Origin of the sequence: Pseudomonas zanjanensis (assembly GCF_014268745.2) — a bacterium.
In the GTDB taxonomy this organism is placed as follows: Bacteria; Pseudomonadota; Gammaproteobacteria; order Pseudomonadales; family Pseudomonadaceae; genus Aquipseudomonas; species Aquipseudomonas zanjanensis.
The window spans coordinates 553,729-567,986 of sequence record NZ_JABWRB020000002.1; the positions used below are offsets into that span (position 1 = coordinate 553,729).

General features: G+C 60.7%; 15 protein-coding genes. 8 read left to right on the forward strand and 7 right to left on the reverse strand.

Annotated features, from left to right (window positions below; translation table 11 throughout):
- The first annotated feature begins 10 nt into the window (after nucleotides 1-10).
- Together HU715_RS18240 and HU715_RS18245 are read left to right on the forward strand one after the other, a co-directional pair.
- Nucleotides 11-1,108, forward strand: coding sequence for an amino acid ABC transporter permease (locus tag HU715_RS18240; protein ID WP_186705160.1), 1,098 nt, complete (start codon nucleotides 11-13; stop codon nucleotides 1,106-1,108).
- A 10-nt stretch (nucleotides 1,109-1,118) separates the two neighbouring features.
- Complete coding sequence (locus HU715_RS18245; protein WP_003178331.1) at nucleotides 1,119-1,883, forward strand: amino acid ABC transporter ATP-binding protein; 765 nt, start codon at nucleotides 1,119-1,121, stop codon at nucleotides 1,881-1,883.
- A 226-nt stretch (nucleotides 1,884-2,109) separates the two neighbouring features.
- Here HU715_RS18245 and HU715_RS18250 read toward each other — a convergent pair whose 3' ends face one another.
- On the reverse strand, nucleotides 2,110-2,592 hold the full coding sequence (locus HU715_RS18250; RefSeq protein ID WP_186705161.1) for a type II toxin-antitoxin system MqsA family antitoxin: 483 nt from the start codon (nucleotides 2,590-2,592) through the stop codon (nucleotides 2,110-2,112).
- Nucleotides 2,589-2,900: a type II toxin-antitoxin system MqsR family toxin gene (locus tag HU715_RS18255; RefSeq protein ID WP_134925673.1), complete on the reverse strand. Its 312-nt coding sequence runs from the start codon at nucleotides 2,898-2,900 to the stop codon at nucleotides 2,589-2,591. Before HU715_RS18255 ends, HU715_RS18250 begins: the two co-directional genes overlap by 4 nt.
- Before the next feature lie 165 nt (nucleotides 2,901-3,065).
- Between HU715_RS18255 and HU715_RS18260 the strand changes: the two genes are divergently transcribed.
- From HU715_RS18260 to HU715_RS18280, 5 genes are all read left to right on the forward strand, one after another.
- Entirely contained in the window at nucleotides 3,066-3,725 is a 660-nt protein-coding gene (locus HU715_RS18260) for a FadR/GntR family transcriptional regulator (protein ID WP_186705162.1), read from the forward strand.
- Nucleotides 3,715-5,031: a CynX/NimT family MFS transporter gene (locus HU715_RS18265; RefSeq protein ID WP_186705163.1), complete on the forward strand. Its 1,317-nt coding sequence runs from the start codon at nucleotides 3,715-3,717 to the stop codon at nucleotides 5,029-5,031. The genes HU715_RS18260 and HU715_RS18265 overlap by 11 nt, the downstream gene beginning before the upstream one ends.
- A gap of 97 nt (nucleotides 5,032-5,128) precedes the next feature.
- The gene (locus tag HU715_RS18270) at nucleotides 5,129-5,599 is read left to right on the forward strand and encodes a nuclear transport factor 2 family protein (protein WP_186705164.1); all 471 of its coding nucleotides are present in this window, start codon (nucleotides 5,129-5,131) and stop codon (nucleotides 5,597-5,599) included.
- Nucleotides 5,600-5,639: 40 nt separating this feature from the next.
- Nucleotides 5,640-5,963 (forward strand): GIY-YIG nuclease family protein, encoded by a 324-nt coding sequence (locus HU715_RS18275; protein WP_186705165.1) that lies wholly within the window; start codon nucleotides 5,640-5,642, stop codon nucleotides 5,961-5,963.
- A gap of 79 nt (nucleotides 5,964-6,042) precedes the next feature.
- Complete coding sequence (locus HU715_RS18280; RefSeq protein WP_186705166.1) at nucleotides 6,043-6,978, forward strand: glutathione S-transferase family protein; 936 nt, start codon at nucleotides 6,043-6,045, stop codon at nucleotides 6,976-6,978.
- A 185-nt stretch (nucleotides 6,979-7,163) separates the two neighbouring features.
- Here the strand turns inward: HU715_RS18280 and yejK are convergent, their stop codons facing one another.
- Entirely contained in the window at nucleotides 7,164-8,168 is a 1,005-nt protein-coding gene (yejK, locus tag HU715_RS18285; protein ID WP_030139623.1) for a nucleoid-associated protein YejK, read from the reverse strand.
- Between the two features lie 396 nt (nucleotides 8,169-8,564).
- Between yejK and HU715_RS18290 the strand changes: the two genes are divergently transcribed.
- Nucleotides 8,565-8,846 carry an HU family DNA-binding protein gene (locus HU715_RS18290; RefSeq protein ID WP_058544106.1) on the forward strand — a complete coding sequence of 94 codons (282 nt, stop codon included), beginning with the start codon at nucleotides 8,565-8,567 and terminating at the stop codon, nucleotides 8,844-8,846.
- 187 nt (nucleotides 8,847-9,033) lie between these two features.
- Here HU715_RS18290 and rlmF read toward each other — a convergent pair whose 3' ends face one another.
- From rlmF to HU715_RS18310, 4 genes are all read right to left on the reverse strand, one after another.
- Complete coding sequence (gene rlmF / locus HU715_RS18295) at nucleotides 9,034-10,059, reverse strand: 23S rRNA (adenine(1618)-N(6))-methyltransferase RlmF (protein WP_186705167.1); 1,026 nt, start codon at nucleotides 10,057-10,059, stop codon at nucleotides 9,034-9,036.
- A gap of 254 nt (nucleotides 10,060-10,313) precedes the next feature.
- Nucleotides 10,314-13,160 (reverse strand): valine--tRNA ligase, encoded by a 2,847-nt coding sequence (locus HU715_RS18300; protein ID WP_186705168.1) that lies wholly within the window; start codon nucleotides 13,158-13,160, stop codon nucleotides 10,314-10,316.
- 243 nt (nucleotides 13,161-13,403) lie between these two features.
- Nucleotides 13,404-13,781 (reverse strand): DNA polymerase III subunit chi, encoded by a 378-nt coding sequence (locus HU715_RS18305; RefSeq protein WP_186705169.1) that lies wholly within the window; start codon nucleotides 13,779-13,781, stop codon nucleotides 13,404-13,406.
- Nucleotides 13,782-13,789: 8 nt separating this feature from the next.
- Complete coding sequence (locus tag HU715_RS18310) at nucleotides 13,790-14,218, reverse strand: DNA polymerase III subunit chi (RefSeq protein ID WP_186705170.1); 429 nt, start codon at nucleotides 14,216-14,218, stop codon at nucleotides 13,790-13,792.
- Nucleotides 14,219-14,258 lie beyond the last annotated feature (40 nt).

Below are 14,258 nucleotides of genomic sequence, written 5' to 3' on the forward strand. Positions count from 1 at the left end.
GGAAAAGCGCATGACATCCCATACTTTCAAACCTGATATGCCGCCACCGAGCAAAGTGTTCGGGCCAGTGGCATGGATGCGCGCGAACATGTTCTCCAGCTGGCTCAACACGCTGCTGACATTGTTCGCGTTCTACCTGATCTACCTGATAGTTCCACCGATCCTCGGTTGGGCTATCCTCGATGCCAACTGGGTGGGCACCACCCAGGCCGACTGCACCAAGGAGGGCGCCTGCTGGGTGTTCATCCAACAGCGTTTCGGCCAGTTCATGTACGGCTATTACCCGACGGGCCTGCGCTGGCGCGTAGACCTGACCGTGTGGGCGGCAGTGCTGGGTGTGGCGCCGCTGTTCATCTCGCGCTTCCCGCGCAAGGCGATCTACGGCCTCAGCTTCCTGGTGCTGTACCCGATCATTGCCTGGTGCCTGCTGCACGGTGGCGTTTTCGGTCTGGATACCGTGGCGACCAGCCAGTGGGGCGGCCTGATGCTGACGTTGGTGATCGCCACCGTCGGTATCGTCGGTGCTCTGCCGCTGGGCATCGTCCTGGCCCTGGGCCGTCGCTCGAACATGCCGGCGATCCGCGTGGTCTGCGTGACCTTCATCGAGTTCTGGCGCGGTGTGCCGTTGATCACGGTGCTGTTCATGTCGTCGGTGATGCTGCCGCTGTTCCTGCCCGAAGGCATGAACTTCGACAAGCTGCTGCGGGCATTGATCGGGGTGATCCTGTTCCAGTCGGCCTATGTGGCCGAAGTGGTGCGCGGCGGCCTGCAAGCCATTCCGAAGGGGCAGTACGAAGCGGCCGCGGCGATGGGCCTGGGTTACTGGCGCAGCATGGGCCTGGTGATCCTTCCACAGGCACTGAAGATGGTGATCCCGGGGATCGTCAACACCTTCATTGCGCTGTTCAAGGACACGAGCCTGGTGATCATCATCGGCCTGTTCGACCTGCTCAACAGCGTGAAACAAGCTGCCGCCGACCCGAAATGGCTGGGCATGGCCACTGAAGGCTATGTGTTTGCCGCCCTGGTGTTCTGGATTTTCTGTTTTGGTATGTCCCGCTATTCCATGCATTTGGAACGCAAGCTGGACACTGGCCACAAGCGTTAGGAGTTGACTCATGAGTGAAGCGATCAAACAGCCTGTGAGCCCTGAAGGCATTATTCAGATGCAGGGCGTGAACAAGTGGTACGGCCAGTTCCACGTGTTGAAAGACATCAACCTGAACGTCAAGCAGGGCGAGCGTATCGTGCTGTGCGGCCCGTCGGGTTCCGGCAAGTCCACGACTATCCGCTGCCTCAACCGCCTGGAAGAACACCAGCAGGGTCGCATCGTGGTCGATGGCGTGGAACTGACCAACGACCTCAAGCAGATCGAAGCGATCCGCCGTGAAGTCGGCATGGTGTTCCAGCATTTCAACCTGTTCCCGCACCTGACCATCCTGCAGAACTGCACCCTGGCGCCGATGTGGGTGCGCAAGATGCCCAAGCGCAAGGCCGAAGAAATCGCCATGCATTACCTGGAGCGCGTACGCATTCCAGAGCAGGCGCACAAGTATCCGGGCCAGCTCTCGGGCGGTCAGCAACAGCGTGTGGCCATTGCCCGTGCCCTGTGCATGAAGCCGAAAATCATGCTGTTCGACGAACCGACCTCGGCACTCGACCCAGAGATGGTGAAAGAGGTGCTGGACACCATGATCGGCCTGGCCGAAGACGGCATGACCATGCTCTGCGTGACCCACGAGATGGGCTTCGCCCGCACCGTGGCCAACCGCGTGATCTTCATGGACAAGGGTGAAATCGTCGAACAGGCCGCGCCGAACGACTTCTTCGACAACCCGCAGAACGACCGCACCAAGCTGTTCCTGAGCCAGATCCTGCATTGATCGGCGTTAGGCAGTGAAATAAACCCGGACTTGTCCGCAATGCTGTTCACGTAAGAAAAACGGTGAACCCGTGGCGAGGGAGCTTGCTCCCGCTTGAGTGCGAAACGCTCACAAAGAGGGGGCCGCTACGCAGCCCAGCGGGAGCAAGCTCCCTCGCCACGGATTTTTCTACCGCCCGATGTGAATAGCGTTGGACTTGTCCGTTTTTTTTTGCTGTTTTGGCTGCTCAGTGAGTCGTGAGGGTTTCGTGCTCTTTGTGCGCTGTAGTCTTGAATCCTCTCAAGTCCGCACCTTCAGCCAGGGTTCGTGCATCTACGAGCAAATGCGGGTAACGATCAAGCAGGCGCATCAGCAGCATCAACGCTTTTGGTGGCAGTACCTCACCGCGCTCATAGCGGGAAAACGCGTTGTGCCCACCGCCCGATAGCAGCGCTACCGCTTCTTTTTGAGAGAGATTCAGTTTGCGCCGGACACGTTTGATCTCTTCGCCAATCATTCGCCTGGCCGCATTGACCAGCTCATCACCGGCGTGGTCATAGCGATCCGAGCAGCTTGAGTCGAGCTCGACTTCGCCGCACATCTGACATTCCCAGCCAGACAAGTCATCGACCCGGCGTTCCAGTCCCTTGACGCTGATGGTTTCGCCGCGACCTTCGAAATGCAACATGCCCTCCGGGGCACCACAGCTGAAGCATTGCTGGTGTTTCATGAGTTTTTCTCCTTGAAGGAAATTACCGGTGGGCCTCCGCTGGGGCGGTACGTCACTTTCAGGTAAATCTGCAGACCGTGTGAATTGGCGTGGTAGACGTCATGCCAGACTCGATGATCGTCATAGGTGGTCATCGATTTATAGAACTGTTTTCGTTCAAGCCCATGGATGACCTGCTGCATATCCGAGACGTTTAAACCGAGCGTCCGAGCAGTGTTCTTCGCAGTGCTGGTGAAAGCTTTCCCTTTTAGCCGCCTGACATCCGCCTGTATCGCCACCAAGGCGTAATGGGGTGTGTTCTTTTCCATGGAACGGTGCGCCCTGTTCGTAAAATTACCCTTAAAGGGTAATTTTGACTAATCGAAAATCTCGTTTCATTTGCCTCCGATTGACCCTAGGCAGTTGCCGTCCTACACGAAGCTGACTAACATGTCAGAAAATTCATCCCATGATTGGATGAAAGGGCGGACTCTATGTCAGATATTTCTCCATTAATGAAACGCTCCCTGGTCGATCAGGCCCTGGAGCAATTGCGTCGACGAATCAGCGAGGGCGTGTGGGCTGTCGGCCAGCGCTTGCCCACCGAGCCAGAGTTGGTGGCGGAGCTGGGTATCAGCCGCAACACGGTGCGCGAAGCCATGCGCGTGCTGGCGTTTTCCGGTTTGATCGAGATCCGCCAGGGCGACGGCAGCTACGTGCGGGCGGTGGTCGATCCGCTGGATACCCTCAAGGTGTTGTCGCGCTGTTCGCTGGAACAGGCCCGGGAAACCCGGCACATCCTGGAAGTAGAGGCCATTGGCCTGGCGGCGCTGCGGCGTACCGATGAGGATTTGCTTGCCTTGCGCCAGGCGCTGAAAACCAGCGGCGAGCATTACCACGGCGACCTGGAGCACTACATTAAGTGCGACCTGGTGTTCCATCGCCTGCTGGTGGACGCCGCGCATAACCCGGCCCTCAGCGAGCTGTATCGCTATTTCTCCAACGTGATCGGCGCGCAATTGCGCCAGAGCCTCAACATCATTCCCCGTCATCAACATGTGTTCGATTTGCATATCGAGATTCTCGAAGCCGTCGAACGCCAGGATCCGGAGCGGGCCAAGGCCCTGTGCCGGCAGTTGATCAATGAACCCTGAACCAGAGCTTTCCATGTCCCGCGATCCGCTTGACCGCACCCCTTTGACGCCGAAAAAACGCGCCGCCGAACTCGAAGAACTGTTGATCGACGCCGAAGCCGACGATGAGCAGGCCCAGCAGAGCCACCCGTTGGTACGACGTCCCTGGCTGTTGCTGCTTGGGTTGATTCTGGTGGCGCTGAACTTGCGTCCGGCGCTGTCGAGCATGGCGCCGTTGCTCAGCGAGGTTTCCAAGAGCCTTGGCCTGTCGGCTGCGCAAGCAGGTTTGCTGACGACCCTGCCCGTGCTTTGCCTGGGATTGTTCGCACCGCTGGCGCCTGTGCTGGCGCGACGCTTTGGTGCTGAGCGCGTCGTGCTGGGCATTTTGCTGACCCTGGCCTGCGGCATCGTCTTGCGCAGTTCGTTCGGCCAGTTCGGCTTGTTCGCCGGCAGCATCCTGGCGGGCGCCAGCATCGGCGTCATCGGGGTGCTGCTGCCCGGCATCGTCAAGCGCGACTTCGCCAAGCAGGCCGGCACCATGACCGGTGTCTACACCATGGCGCTGTGCCTGGGCGCGGCGATGGCGGCCGGGGCGACGGTGCCGTTGAGCGAGCACCTTGGCCACGACTGGGCCTTGGGCCTGGGGTTCTGGGCGGTCCCAGCGCTGCTGGCTGCGGTGTTCTGGTTGCCGCAAGTGGGCGAAAAACACGGTGCCCATCAGGTGGCGTACCGGGTTCGCGGCTTGCTGCGCGATCCCCTGGCCTGGCAAGTGACCTTGTACATGGGGCTGCAGTCCTCCCTGGCCTACATCGTCTTTGGTTGGCTGCCCTCGATCCTGATTGGGCGTGGCCTGACCCCGACCCAGGCCGGGCTCGTGCTGTCCGGTTCGGTCATCGTGCAGCTGATCAGTTCGCTGGCGGCGCCTTGGCTGGCCACGCGCGGCAAGGACCAGCGCCTGGCCATCGTGGTCGTCATGGTCATGACCCTGGGCGGGTTGTTCGGTTGCCTTTACGCACCCATCGATGGCTTGTGGGGCTGGGCGATCCTGCTGGGCCTGGGGCAGGGCGCGACGTTCAGCCTGGCGCTCACGCTGATCGTGTTGCGTTCGCGGGACGCCCATGTGGCCGCCAACCTGTCCGGCATGGCCCAGGGCTTTGGTTATACGCTGGCGTCGTTGGGGCCCTTCGCGGTGGGCGTGGTCCACGACTTGACCGGCGGCTGGAATGCACTGGGCTGGATCTTCGGCCTGATTGGCCTGGGGGCGATCATTGCAGGCATCGGCGCAGGCCGGGCGTTGTACGTCGGCGTCAGCAGCGAAAGGGTCTGACCTTCGTTGATATCATTTTCATGGCGAATGACGATGGTCTTCCCCACGGCGGCAGATTATCGTGCTGGCCTACTGAAACGTTTTTCGGAGCCTGTCCATGAGTGATGCCCACAACGCCTTGATCACCCGTTTTTACCAGGCCTTCCAACGCCTGGACGCCGACGCCATGAGCGCCTGCTACACCGATGATGTGGTGTTCAGCGATCCAGCGTTCGGCGAACTGCGCGGGCGTGATGCCGGTGACATGTGGCGCATGTTGACGACCCGGGCCAAGGACTTCTCCCTGACCTTCGATAACGTGCGCAGCGACGAACGTACCGGCGGTGCGCACTGGGTGGCGACGTACCTGTTCAGCCAGACCGGCAACATCGTGATCAACGACATCCAGGCGCGCTTCGTGTTTCGCGATGGCAAGATCTGCGAACACCATGACAGCTTCGATCTGTGGCGCTGGTCCCGCCAGGCGCTGGGCACCAAGGGCCTGTTGCTGGGCTGGACGCCGCTGGTGCGCAACGCCGTCAGGGCCCAAGCGCTCAAGGGGCTGCGGGCGTTCCAGGCCAGTCGCTGATAAGATCGCGGTTTGTCCTGGCTCACCTGTTGAACATTTTGTGACGACCGTCGACTTATCCTCCGATCTGCCTGCACAAGGCGCCGCCGAACCGGACAAACCCTGGTTCGTCTACCTGGTGCGGGCCGCCAACGGCTCGCTGTACTGCGGCATCAGTGATGACCCGGTGCGGCGCTTCGCCAAGCATCAAAGCGGCAAGGGCGCGCGCTTCTTCCTGTCCAGCCCGGCAGTGGCCCTGGTGTACACCGAGGCCTGCCGCGACAAGGGCGAGGCCTTGCGTCAGGAGCGGCTGATCAAAAAGCTCAGGAAAAGCGCCAAGGAATGCCTGGTGGCCAGTGCGCTGCCCCTTCATCAGCCGGGCTGATAGGCCTTTATCAGGCCGGTAGGCTGGCCCGGTCAGGCGCGCTAAGCTGCAAGACTTCATTCCTGCAGTGGCGAATCTCATGTCAGAGTTGATTCTTCATCATTACCCGACGTCTCCTTTCGCGGAAAAAGCCCGGTTGTTGCTGGGTTTCAAGGGCTTGTCCTGGCGTTCGGTGAGCATCCCGCCAATGATGCCCAAGCCTGACCTGACGGCGCTGACGGGTGGCTATCGCAAGACGCCGGTGTTGCAGATCGGTGCGGATATCTATTGCGATACGTCGCTGATTGCTCGTCGACTGGAGCAGGAGAAAGCCTCGCCGGCGCTGTTCCCTGAAGGCCGCGAGATGATCGCGGCGTCCTTCGCGGCATGGGCCGATTCGGTGGTGTTCCAGCATGCCGTGAGCCTGGTGTTCCAGCCGGAGTCGGTGGCGGTGCGGTTCGCCAAGCTATCGCCTGAAGCCATCAAGGCATTCATCAGCGACCGCGCCGGGTTGTTCAGTGGTGGCACGACCACGCGCTTGCCCGCCGACCAGGCCAAGCACCAGTGGCCGACGATCATGGCGCGCCTCGAACAACAATTGCAGCGCGAAGAGGGCGATTTCCTGCTGGGCGATCCGTCGATTGCCGACTTCGCCATGGCTCATCCGCTGTGGTTCCTCAAGGGCACGCCCGTCACTTCGCCGTTGGTGGACGAATACCCGGCGGTATCGGCGTGGCTCGCGCGGGTGCTGGGTTTCGGCCATGGCGCGTCGAGCCAGATGAGTTCCGAAGAAGCCTTGGAGGTTGCCCGCAATGCGACGCCGGCCGCGCTGCCGGATGAGTCGTTTGAAGAGCCGAACGGGTTCGCGGTTGGGCAGCAGGTGACCATCGCCGCGACGGACTATGGTGTCGATCCCGTGGCCGGGGAGTTGGTGTTTGCGGGCAGTGAGGCGTTGATAGTACGCCGGGAAGATGAGCGTGGCGGGGTGGTGCATGTGCACTTTCCGCGGTTTGGGTTTCGCGTCGAGGCTCGATGAACAACGAATGATCTTGTGGGAGCGAGCTTGGTGGGAGCAAGGCTTGCCCGCGATGAAGGCGCCGCGGTCTCTTGAGTACCGCAGCGTCTGGATCGCGAGCAAGCTTCGCTCCCACAAAGCTCGCGATGAGGCTCTCAAATCTATATCGCGGACAGCACCCTATCGAACTCGCACTCTGCCGAGCATCAGTTGCGACGCTTGAGCTGATCAGTCAACGAAGTCGGCAACCCCTTGATGATCAACGTCCCAGCCTCTTCGTCATATTCGATCTTGGAACCCAGCAGGTGCGCTTCGAAGCTGATGGACAAGCCTTCGGCTCGGCCGGTGAAGCGGCGGAACTGGTTGAGGGTGCGTTTGTCGGCGGGGATTTCCGGCGATAGGCCGTAGTCCTTGTTGCGGATGTGATCGTAGAAGGCTTTCGGGCGCTCTTCGTCGATCAGCTCGGAGAGCTCTTCCAGGCCCATCGGCTCGCCGAGCTTGGCCTGGCTGCTGGCGTAGTCCACCAGGGTCTTGGTTTTCTCACGGGCATCGTCTTCCGGCAGGTCTTCACTTTCGACAAAGTCACTAAAGGCCTTGAGCAAGGTGCGGGTCTCGCCGGGGCCGTCGACCCCTTCCTGGCAGCCGATGAAGTCACGGAAGTACTCCGAAACCTTCTTGCCGTTCTTGCCCTTGATGAACGAGATGTACTGTTTGGACTGCTTGTTGTTCTGCCATTCCGACACGTTGATCCGCGCCGCCAGGTGCAACTGGCCCAGGTCCAAGTGACGGGACGGGGTCACGTCCAGCTCATCGGTCACCGCCACGCCTTCGCTGTGGTGCAGCAGGGCGATGGCCAGGTAATCCGTCATGCCCTGTTGGTAATGCGCGAACAACACGTGGCCACCCACCGACAGATTGGACTCTTCCATCAGCTTTTGCAGGTGTTCCACCGCCACGCGACTGAACGCGGTGAAATCCTTGCCGCCGTCCAGGTATTCCTTCAACCAGCCGCTGAACGGATGCGCCCCTGACTCGGCGTGGAAAAAGCCCCAGGCCTTGCCTTGCTTGGCGTTATAACTTTCGTTGAGGTCGGCGAGCATGTTCTCGATGGCCGTGGACTCTGCCAGTTCGGAGTCGCGGGCATGGAGCACAGCAGGGGTGCCGTCGGGTTTTTTGTCGATCAGGTGGACGATGCAATGACGGATCGGCATGGATTTCTCGGCTGATGAAAGAGAGGAGGGCACGCTCCCCGAAAAAGGGCCCAGTGTACCGCAATCACTGGTTTTGGAACCCGGCAAAGGCCCTTTCAGAGCCGTCCGACAGCCTATATGCAATTTTTTAACGTTTTAGCGCAAGAAAGCTGACCAAATGGGTAGCTAGAGGCGGATATTTCATAGGCATTGTGCTAGTTTTGCCCGGTCTTACGCGATGTCACTGCGTTAAGCGTGCATTCAGCATCTGTCAGGTCGAACCAAACCCGGTTTTCGGCATCTATTACCCCGATCCGTCGTGGTGATTGCCGAGGGTGCCTGATCCACAGAGATCGGGCTCGATGGCTGACACTGCACTCTGCAATCCATATGAATTTGATAGGGAAGGAACACTACATGGCTCTTACTAAAGACCAACTGATCGCTGATTTGGCTGAATCTGTAGACGCACCAAAAGCTACCGTGCGTGCTCTGCTGGACCAACTGGGCCAAGTCGTTGCCGATCAGCTGGAAAATGGCGGCGAAATCACTCTGCCAGGCGTTGGCAAGCTGAAAGTCACCGAGCGTCCTGCCCGTACCGGCCGTAACCCTTCGACTGGCGCTGCCATCGAAATCGCTGCCAAGAAAGTGATCAAGCTGGTTGTGGCCAAAGGCCTGACCGACGCGGTCAACAAGTAAGACCGCTGTAAAAAAAACCGTGCCTCGGAGCGATCCGGGCACGGTTTTTTATTGCCTTGTAAAAAGTGGTCTGTGGTGAGGGCATTTGTGGGAGCAAGGCTTGCCCGCGAGACAGCCGATGCGATCTTTCGGAAACCGAGTCGCTTTCATCGCGGGCAAGCCTTGCTCCCACTGGCCTTGCATCCACTCAGCCCTTGCGGACCCATCGCTCACGCCGCCAGATCTGCTGCTCGGACTTGGTCTGGAAAGTCCACGCCACAAAGCGACTCTGCTTCTGCCCCTGCGACATCTCCACCACCTGGCTCTCCAGCGCGCCAGCCTTCTTCAACGCAGTTTCGATCGCCGGCAGGTTCGAGGCTTTCGACACTAACGTACTGAACCACAGAACCTTGTGTTGGAAGTTCGCACTTTCGGCAATCAACTGCGTTACAAAGCGTGCTTCACCGCCTTCACACCATAACTCCGCCGATTGCCCGCCGAAGTTCAGCACCGGCAGCTTGCGCTTCGGATCAGCCTTGCCCAGGGCCCGCCACTTGCGCTCGCTGCCCTTGGTCGCTTCTTCCATCGAGGCGTGGAACGGCGGATTGCACATGGTCAGGTCGAAACGCTCGCCCGGTTCCAGCAAGCCGATGAGGATGTGCTTGCGGTTTTGCTGCTGGCGCAACTGGATGACCTTGTTCAGATCGTTGGACTGAACGATGGCCCTGGCGGCCGCCACGGCTGTCGGGTCGATCTCCGAGCCGAGGAAGTGCCAGCGGTATTCGCTGTTGCCGATCAGCGGATAAACGCAATTGGCGCCCATGCCGATGTCCAGCACATTGACGATTGCGCCACGCGGCACCTTGCCGTCGTTCATGCTCGCCAGCAGGTCAGCGAGAAAGTGCACGTAATCGGCGCGGCCTGGAACCGGAGGGCAGAGGTAATCCGCGGGGATGTCCCAGTGCTGGATGCCATAGAACGCCTTGAGCAGCGCCCGGTTGAACACCCGCACCGCGTCGGGGCTGGCGAAGTCGATGCTTTCCTTGCCGTACGGGTTGGTGATCACAAACTTGGCCAGTTCGGGTGTGCTCTTGATCAGCGCCGGGAAGTCGTAACGACCCTGATGGCGGTTGCGCGGGTGCAGGCTGGCCTTCTCACGCGGCTCGACGGCTTTGCTTGGGGACGCGGCGTCAGGCTTCTTGCGTGCGGGTTTGGGAGTGCGGGGGGCGTTCATGGGCGTGGCCGATTCGGGTATGGCTGAAAATGGCGGGTATTGTCCCACATCCCGCGCGCTCTTGATGGTAATGCGGACTAAATGTGGGAGCGGGCTTGCTCGCGAAGGCGTCGGTACATTCCAAACAGAGACAAGCTGACCTACCGCTTTCGCGAGCAAGCCCGCTCCCACGAGGGTTGCTCATTGTCCGGGAGAAAGGGGCGGGCATAAAAAAGGAGGTCCAACAGGACCTCCTTTTTCATTGCGAACCGCCGTTACAGACTGGCAATCCGCGCATGCTGCTCAGCCAGCTTGCCCAGGGCCTGTTCGGCCTCGGCCAGCTTGGCCCGTTCCTTCTCGATGACCTCGGCCGGCGCCTTGTCGACGAAGCCGGCGTTGGACAGCTTGCCGCCGACCCGCTGCACTTCGCCTTTGAGGCGCAGGATTTCCTTGTCCAGGCGCGCCAGTTCGGCCGCCTTGTCGATCAGCCCGGCCATCGGCACCAGCACTTCCATTTCGCCGACCAATGCGGTGGCCGACAGAGGCGCTTCTTCACCCGCAGCCAGCACGGTCACCGATTCAAGCTTCGCCAGCTTCTTGAGCAACGCTTCGTTTTCGTTCAGGCGGCGCAGGTCTTCGGCGCTGGCGTTTTTCAGGAACAGGGTCAGCGGCTTGCCCGGGCCGATGTTCATTTCGGCGCGGATGTTACGCAGGCCGAGCATGAAGGTCTTGAGCCACTCGATGTCGTCCTCGGCCGCTGGATCGATGCGGCTCTCGTTGGCCACCGGCCACGGTTGCAGCATGATCGTCTTGCCTTGGATGCCCGCCAGCGGTGCGATGCGCTGCCAGATTTCCTCGGTGATGAATGGCATGAACGGATGCGCCAGGCGCAGGGCCACTTCCAGTACGCGCACCAGGGTGCGGCGGGTGCCGCGCTGGCGTTCGACCGGTGCGTTTTCGTCCCACAGCACAGGCTTGGACAGTTCCAGGTACCAGTCGCAATACTGGTTCCAGATGAACTCGTACAGGGCTTGCGCGGCCAGGTCGAAACGGAACTGGTCCAGTTGGCGGGTCACTTCGGCTTCGGTGCGTTGCAACTGGGAAATGATCCAGCGATCGGCCAGGCTCAGCTCATAGGCTTCGCCGTTCTGGCCGCAGTCTTCGCCCTTGTCCAGCACGTAGCGCGCAGCGTTCCAGATTTTGTTGCAGAAGTTGCGATAGCCTTCGACGCGGCCCATGTCGAACTTGATGTCGCGACCGGTGGACGCCAGCGAACAGAAGGTGAAGCGCAGGGCGTCGGTGCCGTAGCTGGCGATGCCTTCGGCGAATTCTTCGCGGGTGGCTTTCTCGATCTTCTTCGCCAGTTTTGGCTGCATCAGGCCGGAGGTGCGTTTCTGCACCAGGGTTTCCAGGTCGATACCGTCGATGATGTCCAGCGGGTCCAGGACGTTGCCCTTGGACTTGGACATTTTCTGGCCCTGGCCGTCGCGCACCAGGCCGTGGACGTAGACGGTCTTGAACGGTACTTGCGGGGTACCGTCTTCGTTTTTCATCAAGTGCATGGTCATCATGATCATCCGGGCGACCCAGAAGAAAATGATGTCGAAGCCGGTGACCAGCACGTCGGTGGAGTGGAATTTCTTCAGGAACTCGGTCTGCTGCGGCCAGCCCAGTGTGGAGAAGGTCCACAGGCCCGAGCTGAACCAGGTGTCGAGGACGTCGTTGTCCTGCGCCAGGGCAACGTCCGGACCGAGGTTGTGCTTGGCGCGGACTTCGGCTTCATCGCGGCCGACATAGACCTTGCCCGACTCGTCGTACCAGGCCGGGATGCGGTGGCCCCACCACAGCTGACGGCTGATGCACCAATCCTGGATGTCGCGCATCCACGAGAAGTACATGTTCTCGTATTGCTTGGGCACGAACTGGATGCGGCCATCTTCCACGGCGGCAATCGCAGGCTCGGCCAACGGCTTGGTGGACACGTACCACTGGTCGGTCAGCCACGGCTCGATGATGGTGCCGGAGCGGTCGCCTTTCGGGACTTTCAGGGCGTGATCGTCGACGCTGACCAGCAGGCCGGCGGCCTCGAACGCCGCGACGATCTGCTTGCGTGCTTCGAAGCGGTCCAGGCCGGCGTATTCGGCCGGGATCTGGCCGTCGACGTTTTCGTTCAGGGTGCCGTCGAGGTTGAAGGCCTGGGCGGCCGGCAACACATGGGCGTTCTTGTCGAAGATGTTCAGCAGCGGCAGGTTGTGGCGCTTGCCGACTTCGTAGTCATTGAAATCGTGGGCCGGGGTGATTTTCACGCAGCCGGTGCCGAATTCGGGGTCGCAGTAATCGTCGCCGATGATCGGGATCCGACGGCCAACCAATGGCAACTCGACAAACTTGCCGATCAGGGCCTGGTAGCGCTCGTCGTTCGGGTTCACCGCCACGGCGGAATCGCCCAGCATGGTTTCCGGACGCGTGGTGGCGACGATCAGGTAATCCTTGCCGTCGGCGGTCTTGGCGCCGTCGGCCAGCGGGTATTTCAGGTTCCACAGGAAACCTTTCTCGTCGTGGTTCTCCACTTCGAGGTCGGAAATGGCCGTGTGCAACTTGGTGTCCCAGTTGACCAGGCGCTTGCCGCGATAGATCAGCCCGTCCTCGTGCAGGCGCACGAAGGCTTCCTTCACCGCTTCCGAGAGGCCGTCATCCATGGTGAAGCGCTCGCGGCTCCAGTCCACGGATGAACCGAGGCGGCGGATCTGGCGGCTGATGTTGCCCCCGGATTCGTCTTTCCATTCCCAGACTTTCTCGAGGAACTTCTCGCGACCCAGGTCATGGCGATTCTGGCCCTGGGCTTCAAGGCGGCGCTCCACCAGCATCTGCGTGGCGATACCGGCGTGGTCGGTGCCCGGCTGCCACAAGGTGTTGCGACCTTGCATGCGGCGGAAACGGATCAAGGCGTCCATGATCGCATTGTTGAAGCCATGGCCCATGTGCAGGCTGCCGGTGACGTTCGGCGGCGGGATCATGATGGTGTAGGAATCGCCCGCGCCTTGCGGAGCGAAATAATTCTCGGACTCCCAGGTGTTGTACCAGGAAGTTTCAATGGCGTGCGGCTGGTAGGTCTTATCCATGCGCGGCGGGACCCTATTGGCATTTATTCAGGAAAAGCCGGGAAGTATAGCGGGGCGTGGGGCGCAGGGCGAGTCGGGGTGGCTGCGATCGCTTCATTCAAGCCGAGAAACATTGTGGCGAGGGAGCTTGCTCCCGCTGGGGCGCGAAGCGGCCCCAAAACTAACAGGCTTTTCACGACTGCTTCGCAGTCGAGCGGGAGCAAGCTCCCTCGCCACAAAAGCAACCACAACCGGGTTACCGGGTTATTCGTACTGGCTGAGCAACCGCTCCATTCGCGCATCCAGCCGGCGCTTGATCTCGGTTTCGATGTGCGGGGCGAAGTCGTCGATGACGTCTTGCATGATCAACTGCGCGGCAGCGCGCAATTCGCGGTCCAGGTGCAGCAGGGCGTCGGGGCCCTTGGCTTCGGCCTTGGCGGCAGGCTCGGGTTCGGGCTGGCCGTTGATCGGATCGAACAACAGGGGAATCTGTTCGTCATGCACCGGCTCATGAGCAGGCTCATGCACGACCGTGTCGGTCAGCAGCGGTGGTTGGAGGTTGTCGTCGCCGAGCAGTTGGCGGATCGACTCAAGGTCATCCAGCAGGTGCGCGGGCTTTTGTGGCGATTTTGGAGTGTCCATCGTAGGGCTCAGAGTCGCTGTAAACGGTGGTCTTGCAGAGGATAGCCCTGTTCGCGGTAGAAACGGAAACTCTCCCGCGCGGCTTGTCGAATGGCCGGGTCTTCCACCACCACTTCCGCCACACGGGCGAAGCGCTGGGCAAAGGCCGGTACTTTCAGGTCGAGGTTGACCAACAGGTCCTGGTGCTGACCGCAGTCATTCCCCAGTCCCAGCACGATCAGGCCCTCGGGTTCGCTTTCGGCCGGGCCGTGGGGCACGAAGCTCTCGCCCTTGAATGCCCACAGCCGTGCGTCCAGGTCCTCGCGCTGGGTGGCATCGCTGCAATGCAGGTAAATGCGGTGTCCCATGCGCCAAGCCTTTTCGGTGAGCTTGCAGGCGAAATCCAGCCGCGCCGACGGATCGGCGCTGGGCAGGATATAAAAATCGACTTTGGTCATTGCGGTTCCTGAGCCGTCGATGACGCCACCCGAGGGCGAC